General features: G+C 66.1%; 13 protein-coding genes. 8 read left to right on the top strand and 5 right to left on the bottom strand.

All coding sequences use genetic code 11. The annotated features are described in order from the left end of the window. Nucleotides 1–22 precede the first annotated feature (22 nt). Nucleotides 23–364: a hypothetical protein gene (locus tag CQR48_RS02085; RefSeq protein WP_101451835.1), complete on the top strand. Its 342-nt coding sequence runs from the start codon at nt 23–25 to the stop codon at nt 362–364. Next, entirely contained in the window at nt 364–873 is a 510-nt protein-coding gene (locus tag CQR48_RS02090; RefSeq protein WP_180335099.1) for a HipA N-terminal domain-containing protein, read from the top strand. Before CQR48_RS02085 ends, CQR48_RS02090 begins: the two co-directional genes overlap by 1 nt. Before the next feature lie 30 nt (nt 874–903). On the opposite strand, the gene tnpA is transcribed toward CQR48_RS02090, so the two are convergent. Then, entirely contained in the window at nt 904–1320 is a 417-nt protein-coding gene (gene tnpA, locus CQR48_RS02095; protein ID WP_101451837.1) for an IS200/IS605 family transposase, read from the bottom strand. A gap of 22 nt (nt 1321–1342) precedes the next feature. Here tnpA and CQR48_RS02100 point away from each other — a divergent pair, with 22 nt between their 5' ends. Further along, nucleotides 1343–2629 carry an RNA-guided endonuclease InsQ/TnpB family protein gene (locus CQR48_RS02100; RefSeq protein WP_101451838.1) on the top strand — a complete coding sequence of 429 codons (1287 nt, stop codon included), beginning with the start codon at nt 1343–1345 and terminating at the stop codon, nt 2627–2629. A gap of 16 nt (nt 2630–2645) precedes the next feature. Continuing rightward, nucleotides 2646–3491: a HipA domain-containing protein gene (locus CQR48_RS02105; RefSeq protein ID WP_272867202.1), complete on the top strand. Its 846-nt coding sequence runs from the start codon at nt 2646–2648 to the stop codon at nt 3489–3491. Here the strand turns inward: CQR48_RS02105 and CQR48_RS02110 are convergent. Together CQR48_RS02110 and CQR48_RS02115 are read right to left on the bottom strand one after the other, a co-directional pair. Beyond that, nucleotides 3488–3778 (bottom strand): hypothetical protein, encoded by a 291-nt coding sequence (locus tag CQR48_RS02110; RefSeq protein ID WP_101451840.1) that lies wholly within the window; start codon nt 3776–3778, stop codon nt 3488–3490. The two genes, CQR48_RS02105 and CQR48_RS02110, sit on opposite strands and share 4 nt — an antisense overlap. Beyond that, nucleotides 3775–4863, bottom strand: a complete 1089-nt coding sequence (locus CQR48_RS02115; RefSeq protein WP_101451841.1) for a hypothetical protein — start codon at nt 4861–4863, stop codon at nt 3775–3777. Before CQR48_RS02115 ends, CQR48_RS02110 begins: the two co-directional genes overlap by 4 nt. A gap of 97 nt (nt 4864–4960) precedes the next feature. Here CQR48_RS02115 and CQR48_RS02120 point away from each other — a divergent pair, with 97 nt between their 5' ends. The 4 genes from CQR48_RS02120 (at nt 4961) to CQR48_RS02135 (ending at nt 9400) form a co-directional block, all read left to right on the top strand. Next, a complete protein-coding gene (locus CQR48_RS02120) occupies nt 4961–5350 on the top strand; it encodes a hypothetical protein (RefSeq protein ID WP_101451842.1) in 390 nt (129 codons plus the stop codon). 4 nt (nt 5351–5354) lie between these two features. Next, nucleotides 5355–5744: a hypothetical protein gene (locus CQR48_RS02125; RefSeq protein WP_101451843.1), complete on the top strand. Its 390-nt coding sequence runs from the start codon at nt 5355–5357 to the stop codon at nt 5742–5744. Between the two features lie 30 nt (nt 5745–5774). Next, nucleotides 5775–8585 carry an ICP22 family protein gene (locus CQR48_RS02130; protein ID WP_101451844.1) on the top strand — a complete coding sequence of 937 codons (2811 nt, stop codon included), beginning with the start codon at nt 5775–5777 and terminating at the stop codon, nt 8583–8585. Between the two features lie 134 nt (nt 8586–8719). Further along, entirely contained in the window at nt 8720–9400 is a 681-nt protein-coding gene (locus CQR48_RS02135; RefSeq protein ID WP_101451845.1) for a hypothetical protein, read from the top strand. A gap of 1044 nt (nt 9401–10444) precedes the next feature. Here the strand turns inward: CQR48_RS02135 and CQR48_RS09385 are convergent. Next, a complete protein-coding gene (locus CQR48_RS09385; protein WP_101451848.1) occupies nt 10445–13495 on the bottom strand; it encodes a CAP domain-containing protein in 3051 nt (1016 codons plus the stop codon). Nucleotides 13496–13656: 161 nt separating this feature from the next. Then, nucleotides 13657–13929, bottom strand: a 273-nt coding sequence (locus CQR48_RS09235; RefSeq protein WP_218971678.1) for a hypothetical protein, incomplete at its 5' end; no start/stop codon positions are given.

Genomic DNA, 13929 nt, shown 5'->3' on the forward strand with positions numbered 1-13929 from the left:
GTGACAGTGAAAGGAGTCCGCCATGACATCACCTGCATTGCGATACCGCCCGCCGGAACCGTCGAAGGCGGAGATCGAACTGGGGGAGCGGCTGGCCGCCCTTGCCCCGTTCCCGGAACGCCGGTCCGCGTACTTCCATGACGCCGCGGACCTTAAACGGAGCGTGGCCCTCAACATGCGGCGCAAGCGGCTGGCCGTCCGGGATGTCATCGAACGGACTGGATGCGATCCGCGGGCGGTAAGGTCGGTCATCGACCACGGGTACGCCGACGTGGACTCCACGCTGCGGGTGCTGGACGCCGTCGGCATCATCCCCGCGAACCTGCCGCCCGAATGCCTCGACTGGACACCTAGGGAGGCATGATGGCCGACCGGTTGTATGTCTGGGCGGAGAATACGCCGGTCGGCCGGTTCGACCGGAACGGCGACCGTGTCACATTCACCTACGATGACACGTACCGGACAGCCGTCTCGCTGAGTCTGCCGCGTGAGGGCGGTTGGGTGAACAAGGCGCCCATACGGTTCCTCGACAATCTGCTGCCGGACAATCCGGCGGTCCGCGAGATCATGGCGCAAACCACCCACGCCGTTTCGACCGACACGTTCGACCTGCTGGACGGGGCCGATGTGTCCGGCGGCCTGGCCTTCACCCGCGACGACGAGCCGCCCGCACCGACGCCCGCGACACTGATACCGGCGGACGATCAGGCCATCGCGGCACGTATCGCCCGTATCAAGGCCGGGGACGATGCGCGATGGTGGGACCCGTCCGTCCCTGTCCGTTTCTCCCTGGCCGGTAATCAGCCGAAATTCTCCCTCGCCCGTATCGGCTCCCACTGGTTCTGGTCGAATGCCGCCATCGTTTTTGAGTGAGGGTACACCGTCCTTTAGGGCGGTGGTGAATCACTCGGGCCGGTTCTGGTTCTCGATATACCGTTCCAACGTGTCCAATGGAGCACCACCGTTGGTGCCCGCGTAATAGCTGGGGGACCAGAGACGTTGCGCCCTCCAGTAGTGGCGGGCGAGTTCCGGGTAGTCGCGGCGCATGATACGGCTTGACACGCCTTTGAGACTGTTGACGAGTCGGCTGAGTTCCACGGTCGGGGGGAATGATACGAGCAGGTGGACGTGGTCGGTTTCGCCGTTGAACTCCTCCAGTCGGCAGTCGAATGACCGGCATACGTCCGCGAACACGTGTTCCAGTGCGGTCAGGTGTTCGTTGGTGAATACGTCGTGCCGGTATTTGGTGACGAATACCAAGTGGACGTGCAAGTCGTAAACGCAATGCCTGCCTTTACGGATATCATCGTTTTCGTTCATGAGACCGAGTATAATACCAAGTATGAGTATGTACAGGCGATACAACTATCGCGCCTACCCCACGCAAGGGCAGCGCGAAGCGTTGTCACGCCTGTACGGAGCATGCCGGTACGCATACAATTGGACGCTCGACCAGCGGGAATTCATGAGAAGACGGCATGGGAGGATGCAGTCCTACACGCAGTTGAGCGGCATGTTCACCCAATGGAAGAACACTCCCGGCATGGATTGGCTTCTGGCCGTGTCCTCCACGCCTCTGCAACAGTCGATACGTCACGCGGACGTGGCCTACCGGAACTTCTTCCGCCTCTACAAGGCCGGCAGGACTCATATTGTGACCAGCCACCGCACCGGGAAGAAGCGTCGCACGGGACTGCCCCGCTTCAAAAGCCGCAGGGACGGGGAGCAGTCCGCCGAGTTCACCAAATCCGCGCGATTCAAAGTCGGGCATGCGGACGGTTGCAAGTGGGCGTTTCTCACGCTCCCGAAGATCGGGCGGGTCAAGCTCCGTTGGACGCGTGACCTGCCGTCCACGCCGAACACCGTGACCATCATGAGGCATGCGGACGGCTCTTATGAGGCGAGCTTCACTGTGCAAGTCGATGGCGAGATCGACGCCCCCAAGCCGTTGCACGAGGCGTGCGGCATCGACATGGGGCTGGACAGTCTCATGAGCATCGTCTACACGGACGGGACGCGGGAGAAAATCCCGCACCCGCGCACCCTCAAACGGCATGCGCGCAGGTTACGCAAGCTCGACAAACAACTGGCAAGGGGAAAGAAAGGCTCGGCCAATTATGCGAAGACACGAGTCCTGAGAGCCAAGGCCTACAGTCGGATACAGAATCAGCGCAAGGACATGGCGTACAAACTGGCTTCCAAGGTGGCGGGCGAGAACCAAGCCGTCGCCTTGGAAACCCTCAACGTCAAAGGACTTGCCCGCACCCACATGGCGAAAAGCCTGCTGGATGCGAACTGGACGCGCATCATCGACCGCATCCGACAACTGGGCGTCCAATACAGCAGAACCGTCAAACGCGTCGACCGGTGGTATCCCAGCAGTCAGATCTGCTCCGTATGCGGGTATCGCGATGGCCGGAAACCGCTCGACGTGCGCATCTGGGAATGCCCCAAGTGCGGCGCCCTGCTCGACCGCGACTGGAACGCGGCCGTGAACATCCTCGACGCGGCGGGACTCGCCGAGTCGTTAAACGCCCGTGGAGGCGACGTAAGACGGGGGTTGGCGCAAGCCGACCGCAACGCGGACGCTCGTGAAACGGGAACCCGCCGAACTGTAAGCCTTCATTAAGGCGAACGGCGTAGGAATCCCCGTCCTTCAGGACGGGGAGGGAGTCAAGCCGTCGACCCATATCTTGAAGCCCGGCGAGCCGCATCGCCCCGGCGTGCAGGACGTGGAGGCGGCATCCATGCTCTTGTCACGACTGTGCGGCGTCCCGACCCCGCAGGCGGGAGTGGAATCGTTCGGCGACCAGGACTCCTACATCGTCGAACGGTTCGACCGGTATCGTGACGCGTCAGGCCGCATCCATCGCATCCACACCGAGGATATGATGCAGGCCATCGGCGATGATTCCGGGCATAAATACGGGGTGAAGGCGAAGCAGGCACTGGCCGTCCTTCACCGGGCCGACCCGACCGACGCCCTGTCCTACGAGTGGGTGCGCCGTCTCGCATTGAACACGTCCATCGGCAATGTCGATGCGCATGCGAAGAACTATTCGATCATGTTCGGGCCGTCGGGCCTGTCCATCGCACCCATGTACGACGTGCTGACCACGACCTACTGGCCGGATGTCGACCGGCGCATGCCCATGGAAATCGGCGGCGTTCGCGTGGCGCGGGAGTTGGAGCCGCGGCATTGGAGACGATTCGCCGAGGCGAACGGACTGGACGGGGATGCTGTCGAGGAAATAGCCCGCACCATGGCGTGGCGGGTGTTGGAGCATGCCGACGAGGCGTACCGGGGACTCGACCCGGTCATGACCGGACGGCTGAAACAACAGCTTGAATTGGCGAATCTCAAGATACGGCCGGAAAAGCCCGCTCCCGCAACTGCGGCTGAAACAAAGGCCGGTATGGTGCTTGTCCGCTCCCATACGCGCGACGGGCATACGGTCGCCGACTACTGGCGGCGTCGCCCGACCCGCTAGAAGTCGAGCCGGGCGACATAGGCGGACACGCGCCACACCTTGCCGAACCACGGCTTGTACACGACGTTGATGCGTTGCCGGTGGAGCCGGCCGCGTAGGAACCGCCCCGGCACATCGAAGTCGACGCTCACCGCCCGGGGGCCGACGATGGAGACGGTCGCCTGACCGACCGTCATCCGTTTGCCGGGCGGCGTATTCGCCCCCTGGGGCAGCCAGAGGAACGACACCGTGTCGCCGACCTTCGGGTCCCAATGCAGGTGCCGTCCGTCCGCGTACAGGTCGATCATTGCTCATCCTCCGTGTTGTCGTCCGGTGCGGTCGCGGCCTGGTCGCCGCCTGTGCCCGTCCCGGCCTGGGTGGGGACGGACGGGGAGGCGGAGGCGGACGCCTCGGCGGCCTGCCTCTGGTTGTTGACCGTCTGCGCGTCGATGGCCGTGCCATGCCACCGGTTCGAGTACTCTTTCAGACCCGGCCCGGTGCCGGGCGCCCCCCAGGCGAGGATGCGGGCGGCGCCGTCCGGCTGGCCGACCAGCACGTCGTAGGTCAGGCCGCCGCCGTCCGAACCGTCCGGTTTCTTCACGTTGATCGTCACCTGGGCGACCGCCATGTCGGTGTGCCCGGTGTTCTTGTCCTTTTTGCCGCGGTCGGTCAGGTAGGCGATCTTGTCGACGGAGACGGACGTCTTGCCGGACAGCATGAGCGGCTGGTAGACGGCGTTCGGGTCCTTCTGGTCGGCGACCACGGTCTTCAACCGGTCCGCGTCCGTGCCCGCGTACGCCTCGCCCCACTGGCTGAGCAGGGTCTCGACGGCATCCCGGTTGTCGGGGGTGCCGGACGCGTCCGGCCAGTCGGCGGTCCCGCCGGTCAGGGTCTGGGTCGTGTCGATGGCCATGGGCGTGGCGGACGGGTAGCCGACGACCTGCCCGGTGTCGGTGCGGACGGTGGCGACGATGCGGAACCACCGGTTCGCGTCGGTCTGCACGGTGAAGGACTGCCGGGTGGCCCGCACCGTCTTGCTGCCGTCCTTCAGGCTTGCCGGCCTGGACCCGTCCCAACTGATGATGCGCCCGGTCGAGCCGAGCGTCCCGGTCGCCAGCCACTGGCCGACGGCCGCGTAGGCGTTCTGCTTGCCCGCGGGCGACAGGTCCGCCTCCGGGGCCTTGGGCGTGGCGGCCGGCTGGGCGACGGAGATGGCGATGAACGCGACGAGGATGAGTTCGATGACACGCATCACCTTCCACAGTTTCGTCCGGCTTTTCAGCGTCGCCTTGACGTACTGCTTGTCCTCGTCGTCCTTGTCCGTGTCCAGGCGCGCCTGGCGGACCCGCTCATCCCAGCCGAAATTGCGGCCGTCCCGTATCCCTTGTGCCATGCGATGCGCCTATGCGCGACACGCATGTGCGTCCTGCCCGCATAGCACATTCCCGGAACCCGGCCGCACCCAGGCGGCGGGGGAAAGGAGAATCATCATGCACACCCTGGCGGCACGCGGCATGACCCTCGCGGCCAGCAGCGACATCAAGACCAACATGAAGTTGGGATATGACCAGTTCATCGAGAAATCCGGTATCGAGGGCGGCACCATCGGCACCCTCCTCAAGGTCATCGGCGGCCTGATCATCATCATCTGCGTCGGCGTGCTCATCCTGCGCAAATGGAACCCGCAGACCCAGATGTTCCAAGGCATCCAGCAGGGCATCGGCGCCATGGGCGTCTTCGTCGTCATCTGCGGCCTGGTCGTCGGCCTCCTGCTCATCGCCCCCCAGACCATCGGCGACTTCCTCGTCCAGATCGCCGGCGTCTTCGTCCAGTTCTTCATGGACATCCTGAGCAAGGTGTTCGGCGTGACGATGGGCTGACCCGATGCTGTACGACCTGACCCGTGTATCGGGCGAAAGGGTCAGCCAGGTCGACGAGCTGAAAGTGAGCCGGCGCGTCTGGATACGCCAGTCCACGTTCTTCCTCGCCCTCGGCGGCTTCGCCACAGGCTCCGTTCTGTCCATGATCCTCGTGCCCATCCTGGGCACGGGGTCGTGGCTGCCCTACCTGCCGGCCCCCATCATGTCCGCCCTGTTCGTCTTCCTGTTCAGCCGCAAACGATCCACGGCCGGCGAGAAGACCCTGAGACGATGGGACCAGTGGCGCAACAAACGCCGCTCATTGGACGGGGAGTTCGTCCTCCCGGGCGACCCGACCCCGTCCAGTCCCACCAGCTACCACATCACCATCCAACACTCGCACCCGGTCGCCTGACCGGGGCATCAACATAAGGAGCATCCGGCCATGGCTGTATTCGGCGCGCAATGGTGCAACGGGGGCACCGAATGCCTGCCCGTCCTGAGATGGGCGTCCGACGCGGGCACCCTCGACAACCGCACCGACGGGTGGATCCAGCAGATCACCTCGATTTTCAGCTCCATCCCGCTCAACGTGGAGGGCATGTTCCTGTCCATCGGCAACAACCTGTGGAGCGCCGCCGCCTGGCTGGTCAAACGCTCCGGCGGCGTCGACGTGGCCGGCAATATCGGACCGAAATCCAATGAGATCGCCCACAACCTGTACGCGGCGCTGACCGGCGACTGGATGCTCCTCGGCCTGGCGCTCGTCGCCGCCATCGTCCTCGGCATGTGGCAGGCGTGGCGGCACTCCAGCCCCCGGGAGGCGACCCGCCGCATCGGGGCCGCCGCGCTCGGCGTCGCCCTGTTCCTGTCCATGGGCGCCGCCTCCACGACCGGGTCGGCGGCCAACCGGAACGCCAGCCCGCTGACCCCGTACTGGACGACGAACCTCGCCATCAAGACCGTCAGCCAGGTCGGCGCGGGCGCCATGAACTCGTTCGACAAGGGCTTCGACTCCGGGACGGGCATGCTCGCCGGCCAGCCGAAAGGCTCGTGGATGCTGACCAGCTGCCGGCGGTACACCGCCAACCTGCGCAACGCCTACCTGCAGGCGAAAGGCAACGACGTCGTGCTCGACAACCTCGACCGCATGTGGGAGGAGACCGGGCTGCGCATCTGGATCCGCGCCCAATACGGGGCCGGCGACACGGGGCAGACCGTGTTCTGCCGGGTCCTGGAGCAACGCGCCTCCATCCCCGCCAAAGAACAGCTCGCCTTCACCAGGGGCGACGCGACCCTCAACGGGGGCGACGACTACTCGAACCGGGGGCAGATGGCGAACCTCAATCCGGACGCCATCGTCTTCTGGCCGACTTCGCTGGTCACCAAGTCCGACACCAAGGAGAAGAACATCAACGAGCCGGGCGCCGCGCCCGAACGCCGGCTCGACCGCATGCAGGTCATGTGGGATACGTGCGCCATCAACACGGACGGCGACCTGACCATCCGCTCCGGCTGGGGGTTCGTCGGCGACATCGAAGGCGGTGAACGCGGCGAGGAGAGCACGCGCGCCACCGGCGACGGGCACTCCTCCTACCGGGGGTTGAAGGAGAACTGCTCCATCGCCCTGACCGGCACGTACGGCGGGTTCAAGAACGGGCCGCTGCTCACCCATGACGGCGACGGGAACATGACCGTCATCACCGGCAAGGGCCCGGACAAGGCCAACCAGCGGATCATGAACGTCGCCGAGAAATTCGACCTGGACGAGTCCATCACCGGCACGAAGGGCGGGAAGAACGACTGGCGTGCGCTCATCACCGGCCGCAACCACGGCGCGTCCGACCGGGCCAAGCGCAACGCGGAGAACACGATCACCAACCAGCACGGTTCGGCGACCGTCTCCGACCTGGGCGGCGCGCTCGTGTTCTCCCTGGCCGGCCTGGTCAACCTGGTCATCTTCGGCCTGCTCCTGGGGCTCATGCGCATGGTCGCCACGGCGGTCGCGTTCCTCATCGCGGGGCTCGGCCTTCCGGTCGCGTTCCTCATCCTCGCGTTCGCGCCCGACAAGGGCAAGAAGGCCATCCAGGGGGCTTTGGGCCAGATGATCGGCATGGCGGCGGGCGTGACCGTCGTCGGCCTGGTCGCCGGCCTGGACTGCCTGATCACCACCTCGTTCATGGACATGCTCGGCGTGTTCGGCGAAGGGGTCGGGGTCATGCCGCTCGCCCTGTGTTCGCTGATCATCCCGCCGCTCGGGCTGAAGATCCTCCAGTGGTTCTGCATCAACGTGTGGAAGATCGGCGACCCGATGTCCTGGGGCGCGTTCGGCGCGCTCATGGCCGGCAAGAAGGTCATGAAGGGCATCGGCAAGGTCGCGGCGGGCGTTGTCGCGGGCGGTGCGGCGTTGGCGGCGGGCGGCGGCCTGGCGAGCGCCATCGGCGCGGCCGAGCACGGGTACGCGTCCGGCGGCTCCCCGTTCGGGATGCTTCGTGCGGGCGCGGCCGGCACCCGGGCCGGCGAGCAGGACGCGTACTTCCGTGACCGGCGGGCCGCGAAGGCCGCGAACGACAAGTACGGCCCGGTGCCGGACGGCCGGGACGACGCGGACAGCGCCGCCGGGTCGAACGGCCCCAAGCCCGAACCGGAGACCGCTCCGGACGCCGGGGACGATTCCGGCAAGGGCGCGGCCCCGGACGGCGGCGGGGATGCGGATGACGCCGCGGGCGGCACCGACGACGAGGCTCCGGATGAGACCGCGGGCGGCCCGGACGGCGACAAGGACGCCGACGACACTGCGGGCGGCTCCGACGACAAGCCGGACGAAACCGCGGATGATTCCGGCGAGGGCGAGGCCGCGGCAGGCGAAGAGGAAACCGCCCAGGCCGATGACGCCGAGGCGACCGCCGAAACCGCGAACGGCGCGCCCAAGCCGGAGGAGACGGGGGATGCCGACCATGCGGCCGGCGCCGAAACCGCGAACGGCGCGCCCAAGCCGGAGGAGACGGGCGACGCCGACCATGCGGCCGAAACCGCGAACGGCACGGCCAAACAGGCCGCCGCCGGGGGCGGCGAGGCCAAGCCCGACCGGTCGCATCGCACCCGCCCCGACAAGCAGGACTGGGCCAAGGCGTACGCGAACGCCCGCACCGAGGCCGCCACCGTCAGGTCGGTCGTACGCCCGAACCAGGATTCCCGGCGGTCGCCCTTGCCGTCATGGCGGACATACTGGTTGATGCCGGTCGTGGACATGTAGCAGGTATTGATAAGATGCCCGGCGGCGCCATTGTAATTCGACTCGGCGGTCGCATCGAACCAGAAGTCGGTGTTCTGCGGCCAGTACGGCTTGCTCCACAGATCCATGCTGGTGAATGCCGGGCTTGAATAGGTATGGGACTGGTTCTGGTAGATGACATCCTGGGCATACATCGTCTTCGTCACGGTATGGTCGGCCGTGCCGTCCCGGTTCGTATCCGCATTCAACGTGACAGTGATTTTCAGGGTGTCGTTCGGTTTGGTGCCGTCCAGAGCGGTAAGGGTGACGTTGTCACGCACCCAGTTCGTGTAATGGTCGCTGCCTCCGTTGACGAGCGCCGGGTTCGTCTCGTTGATGCCGCCGTCGACCCACGGCTCCTTGCCGTTGTCGCCGGTCGTCTGCATCTGGGTCGAGACGCTGACCTTGTAGGAATGATAGTTCCATGCGACCATCCGCTGGACGCCATCCAGATTCGCGGTATCACGAGACTTCTGCGTGCCCGGTGCCGGATACAGGACGATAAGCTCCATGCCGTAGGCGCGCCCGTTCGCATTGTCGTTGACTTTGCCCGCCAGATAGTCGTAGCCCGCCTGATATGCGGCCTGGTTGTCAAACGTCACGGGCACTGTTTCAGCGTGACCGACAAGCTGACCGGCGATGACATGCGTGGCGAATGCGGCGTAGTGCCTTGCCTGCTCGTCGTTCGCACCCCTGCTTTTGATGGTTTGCATCAAACCATCCCCGGCCGGACCCAGGAATCCCCAATAGAAGATGTTCTGCCAGGCGTGGTACTGGTTGTCGCTGAGCGTGAATGATCCCTGCGAGCCGCCAGGCCCGTTGCCTATTGTCTCTCCTGCATTAAGGGTGTAGCCGATATAGGTGTTGCCCGTCTTTAAAGGCGCAGCGTTATTCGGGTCGAAGCAGAATGCGTGGTATCCGTTGTTGGTGCTGGCGTCACCCCACCAGAATGCATTGTGGCGGTTGCCTTGGGTGGCGATATCCCAGTCCAGGTTGGCGCTCAAACCGGCCTTATGGTAGTTCTGCTGCATGTCGGTGACGGCCCGGACCCGCGCGCGGGTTTTGCGTAATACCGCCATGCGGACACCCCCCGTATCGGTCGTTCTGGACGGGGTCACGTTCGTATCGGTGACGGACGTCGACGACGCGAGTCTCTTCGAGTCCGCGATATCCTGGTTCGTCAGGTCATCGGTCTTGACCAGCCCGTTCATGTATACGGTGCCCGGTGCCGTGGCGACGTCGAGCGCCCCGTAGGAGCCGGCCGCCAGATAGGAGCCCTTGGGCACGGTCGCCGTGCCTTCGCCGGGGAAGGTCACGGTCGGCGTCTTGTCTGTGGTCTTGTCCGCGAGGGCGAGCATCACGTCATAATCCCCGGACGCCGCCTTGACCACGGTTGCTATCGGCTTGCCGGTGGTCTTCAGGTTCTTCTCGGCTATCACGCTTTTCGCCATGGTGGCGTCAATCCGGTAGAAACTCGTCGTCTGCCCTTTGAGGGTCATGGACGGGTCCGCTGGCTTGACTGTGATGGTGCTGCTCTCCTGGGGGCCTCCCGTGCCCCCGGTCGTGCCGGACGCGTTCGCGCTCACCGCGCCGAACAGTCCGCCGACCGTGAACAGCGCCACGAGCGCCGCGATCGGCCGCAGGTGCTTTTTCCACGATACTTGCATACTGGTCCTCTTTCCTCCCTTGTAACGGTTCGGAACCAAACGGTACCGGCGTGCTATGCAGACAGGAAAAGGGACATCGGCGGGCATATACGACGGCGCCCCGTCGCGGCCCGCCTCCGGGAAGGTGAGGAATCCGGGGGTCGGGGTCGCGGCGGGGCGCCGTCGTGTCAGAGGTTACCAGCGGTTGATGTGCTTGCCGCGCGCCTTGACGAGTACGCAGCCGGCACCGGCGACCGCCATGACGGCCATGAGACCCAGGGTGGCCTCGGCGTTCACGCCGGTCTGGGCGAGCCGCCTGCCGGACTTGGCGGCATCCTTCGCGGCGCCGAACCGGGTCTTGCCGGTCGCGGTCTTACCGGTCTGGGTGCCGGTCTGGGTGGTCTGGGCACCGGTCGCCGTGCCGGTCGTGCCGGGCTGGGCGGCGGCGTGCTTCGCGTTCTCCTCGGCCTGCTTGACGGCCTCGGCCTGCTTCAACGCGGCCTCGGCGTCCGCGACCCGCTGGTCGGCAGCCGCCTTCACCGTCTTCGCTTGCGTCAGCGCCTTATGCGCGGCATCCGCCGTCGCCTGCGCCTTGTCGAGGACGGCCTGCGCGGCCTTCACCGCGTCCGTGCCCATGGCCGCGTCACGCGCCAACGTCAGCTTCGCCTGCGCCGCCTCAACCGCCTTGTCGGCCGCGTCGGCCGCCGCCTGCGCGTCCTTGACCCGCTGCGTCGCCTCGGCCAGTTTGGCCTGCGCCGTGGCAAGCGCGGCGGCCGTCTTGGTGGCCTTGTCCTGCGCCGTCTTCAACGCGGCCGACGCCTTGTCCAGAGCCGCCTTCGCACTCTGTGCGGCCGTCTTGCGGGCGGTCGCCGCGTCCAGCGCGGTCTTCGCCTCGTCGAGCGTCCGGTGGGCGGCCGACGCCTTCGCGGTCGCATCCGCCAGGGTCTTCGCACTCTGGTCGGCGGCCGACTTCGCGGTCTCGTACTCGGACTGTGCGCGGGCCAGCGTGGCCTGCGCGTCATGCATCGCCTCGACCTTGGTCTGGGCGGCAGTGTCGTCCTTCACGGCCTGTGCGGCGGCGCTCTGCGCGGCCGTGAGGTTCGCCTCCGCGTCCTTCAACGTCTGCCGGGCGGTGTTCTCGGCGCTCTGGGCGCCGGCCAGCGTGGCATCCGCCGAGTCGGCCGCGCTCTTCGCGCTGTCATACCCGGACTGGGCGGACTGGGCGGCCGTCTTCGCGTCGGAAAGCGTCCGGTCGAGGCTTGTGGCCGCGGCCTGCAGGGCCGTCAGCTGCGCGGCGGTCGACGTCGCCTCCGCGGTCGCCGTGTCAAGCGTCGACTGCGCGCCCTTCGCCGCCTGTTCGGCGGCCATGGACTTCGACGAGGCTGTGTCCAGCGCGGTCTGCGCGTTGGTCAGCGCGGTGTTCGCGTTCTCCAGCTTCGACTTCGCGTTCTTGATGGAGGTGATGTAGTCGTTCAGCATGGTACGGTACTCGTCCACCGTATAGGTGGCCTCACCGTCCTCCGGGGTGTTAATGCCCTCAAAGACCGACAAGTCGTGTCCACGCGCCACGGCACCGAGCTTGGTTGCGGGATTCACCAAATTAAGGTAATGGCCGACCCGCTGATAGTCGTTGTTGTCCCTGATGACATAATTGCCATCGCTGTCCTTCGGCAACGTCTCAAGATAGGACTTCTCGGCCGCCCAAAGCGCAACCGAATCGGCAGGCCCGCAGTTTTCCGAGTTGATGATATAGCCGTGATGCTCGAACGTGTTCGGGTCTCCGGCGGGTTCATTCTGATACATATTGGCCTGTGCAATGGCTGCGGCGAACGCACGGTCGCTGATCTTCAGCGGCTCGACACCGTTCTCCTTGCGGACGTCGTTCACCTCATCGAGATACTTGAGGTCGTCAAGCAAATACTCCAGGGTCGTGGCATCCCCGTCCTCGCCGGCGTGCGTGTACTTCATGTAGGCGTTGACCGACGAGTCGGTGAGAATCTTCGCGGCGGCATCCGCGTTATGGCTCTCGAAGAATCCGAGGGCGGACTGCGCCTCCTTCGTGGACAGCTTCGCATACTCATCGGCGGCCTGCTGCTGCGCGGCGGTCGCATCCTTGAGCGTCGACTCCGCCGCCGCCACATCCTTCTTCGCCTGCTGGACGTTCGACTGCTTCTGCGTGAGATCCGCCTGCGCCGTCTCCACGGCCTTCTGGGCCTTGTCGGCCTTCGCCTGTGCGGCCGCAACGGCCGTGTCGTTCGCAGACTTGTCCGACTGCGCCTTATCCAGCGCCTTGTCGGCCTTCGCCTTGGCTTGGGTCTTCGCGTCGAGGACGGTCTTGGCCTTGTCGGCCGCGTCCTTCGCGTCCTTCGCGGTCGCCTGCTTGGCGGCCAGATCCTGCTCGGCTTGGGTCTTCGCCGTCGCCGCGTTCTCGGCCTGTTGGCGGGTCGTCTCGACCGCCTTGGCGGCGTCCTTCGCGGCCTGTTCGGCTGCGGCGACCTTCGCCGGGTCGGATGCGTCGGCCGCGGCCTGCTTGACCGTATCGAGGTTCTGTTCGGCGGTCTTCAGTGTATCCTGCGCTTTCGTGTCGGCGGTCTGCGCGTCCGTCTTGGCCTTGTCGGTCGTATCGGCGGCCTTCTGGGCCGACTGCACGTCGCCGCTGAGCTTGGTCATGTCGTCGCCGGCCGCGGCCTTGGCGGTCTGGTCGGCGTTCCGCTGCGCCTCGTCCTTGGCCTGCTGCGCGCTCTGGGCGGCGTTCTGCGCGGCCGTATCCGCCGCCTGCGCCGCGTCCGCGCCGGCCTGCGCCGAAGCCTGCTGGCCTTGGGCGGCCTTCACATCGGACTGCGCCTTGGCCTGCTGGCTCTCGGCGGCCTGCACGCCCTGACCGGCGGCCTGCACACCCGGATCCGCATTGACCGTGGACTCCACGTTCGCCTTGGCCTGTTGCGCCGCGGCGTCCGCCTTGTCGGCCTCGGCCTGCTTGGTCTCGACGTCCGCCTGCGCGGCCGACTGCGCGTCCTTCGCCGACTGGACGTCCGCCTGCGCGGCCTCGACCGGATCGGTCGGGGTGGCCGCGGCCTGCTGCGTGGACTGGTCCGGGGCCTGTTCCGGCGTGGTCTCGTCGGCCATCGCGGCCTGCGGGGCAAGCACCGTCGCCGCGGTCAGACCGACCGCCAGCATCGGCTTCATGTCAATGGTTCCGCGACGGGGCAGCGACGCCGCGTGCTGCGGGGTATGGTTCTTCTTCATGGTTCCTCACCTTCCATGTCCGGCGCCCTTCGGGCCGTTCCCGCAGGGCTGTTACACCCCGGTCATGCGTCCCGTTTGGACACCGTCATTGTGTCTCGGGGACAACCTTACTCTTGGGCGGGAATCTTCACGGCGTATCCCGGACACGCCAGAGGTGGTCCCTAATACCCGACGGCGCGGATAAGCCATCGCACCGCGGGAATGCCGCCGGCCAGCGAGACCACGATCAGAGACAGCCACGGCAACCCCCACGGCACGATCCGCGCCATATAGGCCAACCCGCATGCACCCGCCACGGCCAGCCTCCACGCGGCCACGGCGGCGGCCAACACAAGACAGCAACGGAACCCGCCCGGCAGACCACAGACCACGACATAGAAGAACACCCCGAGACATGCGGCCGCCCAGGAAAACCCCCGGGTCTCGGCGAATAC

The organism is Bifidobacterium thermophilum, assembly GCF_002846655.1.
Taxonomy (GTDB): domain Bacteria; phylum Actinomycetota; class Actinomycetes; order Actinomycetales; family Bifidobacteriaceae; genus Bifidobacterium; species Bifidobacterium thermophilum.

Coding starts and splice junctions, on each gene's coding strand:
- CQR48_RS02125 (WP_101451843.1), top strand. CDS start 5,355: ATGCTGTACGACCTGACCCGTGTATCGGGCGAAAGGGTCAGCCAGGTC.
- CQR48_RS02130 (WP_101451844.1), top strand. CDS start 5,775: ATGGCTGTATTCGGCGCGCAATGGTGCAACGGGGGCACCGAATGCCTG.
- CQR48_RS02100 (WP_101451838.1), top strand. CDS start 1,343: ATGAGTATGTACAGGCGATACAACTATCGCGCCTACCCCACGCAAGGG.
- CQR48_RS02120 (WP_101451842.1), top strand. CDS start 4,961: ATGCACACCCTGGCGGCACGCGGCATGACCCTCGCGGCCAGCAGCGAC.
- CQR48_RS02085 (WP_101451835.1), top strand. CDS start 23: ATGACATCACCTGCATTGCGATACCGCCCGCCGGAACCGTCGAAGGCG.
- CQR48_RS02110 (WP_101451840.1), bottom strand. CDS start 3,778: ATGATCGACCTGTACGCGGACGGACGGCACCTGCATTGGGACCCGAAG.
- CQR48_RS02115 (WP_101451841.1), bottom strand. CDS start 4,863: ATGGCACAAGGGATACGGGACGGCCGCAATTTCGGCTGGGATGAGCGG.
- CQR48_RS02135 (WP_101451845.1), top strand. CDS start 8,720: ATGGGACTGGTTCTGGTAGATGACATCCTGGGCATACATCGTCTTCGT.
- CQR48_RS02090 (WP_180335099.1), top strand. CDS start 364: ATGGCCGACCGGTTGTATGTCTGGGCGGAGAATACGCCGGTCGGCCGG.
- tnpA (WP_101451837.1), bottom strand. CDS start 1,320: ATGAACGAAAACGATGATATCCGTAAAGGCAGGCATTGCGTTTACGAC.
- CQR48_RS09385 (WP_101451848.1), bottom strand. CDS start 13,495: ATGAAGAAGAACCATACCCCGCAGCACGCGGCGTCGCTGCCCCGTCGC.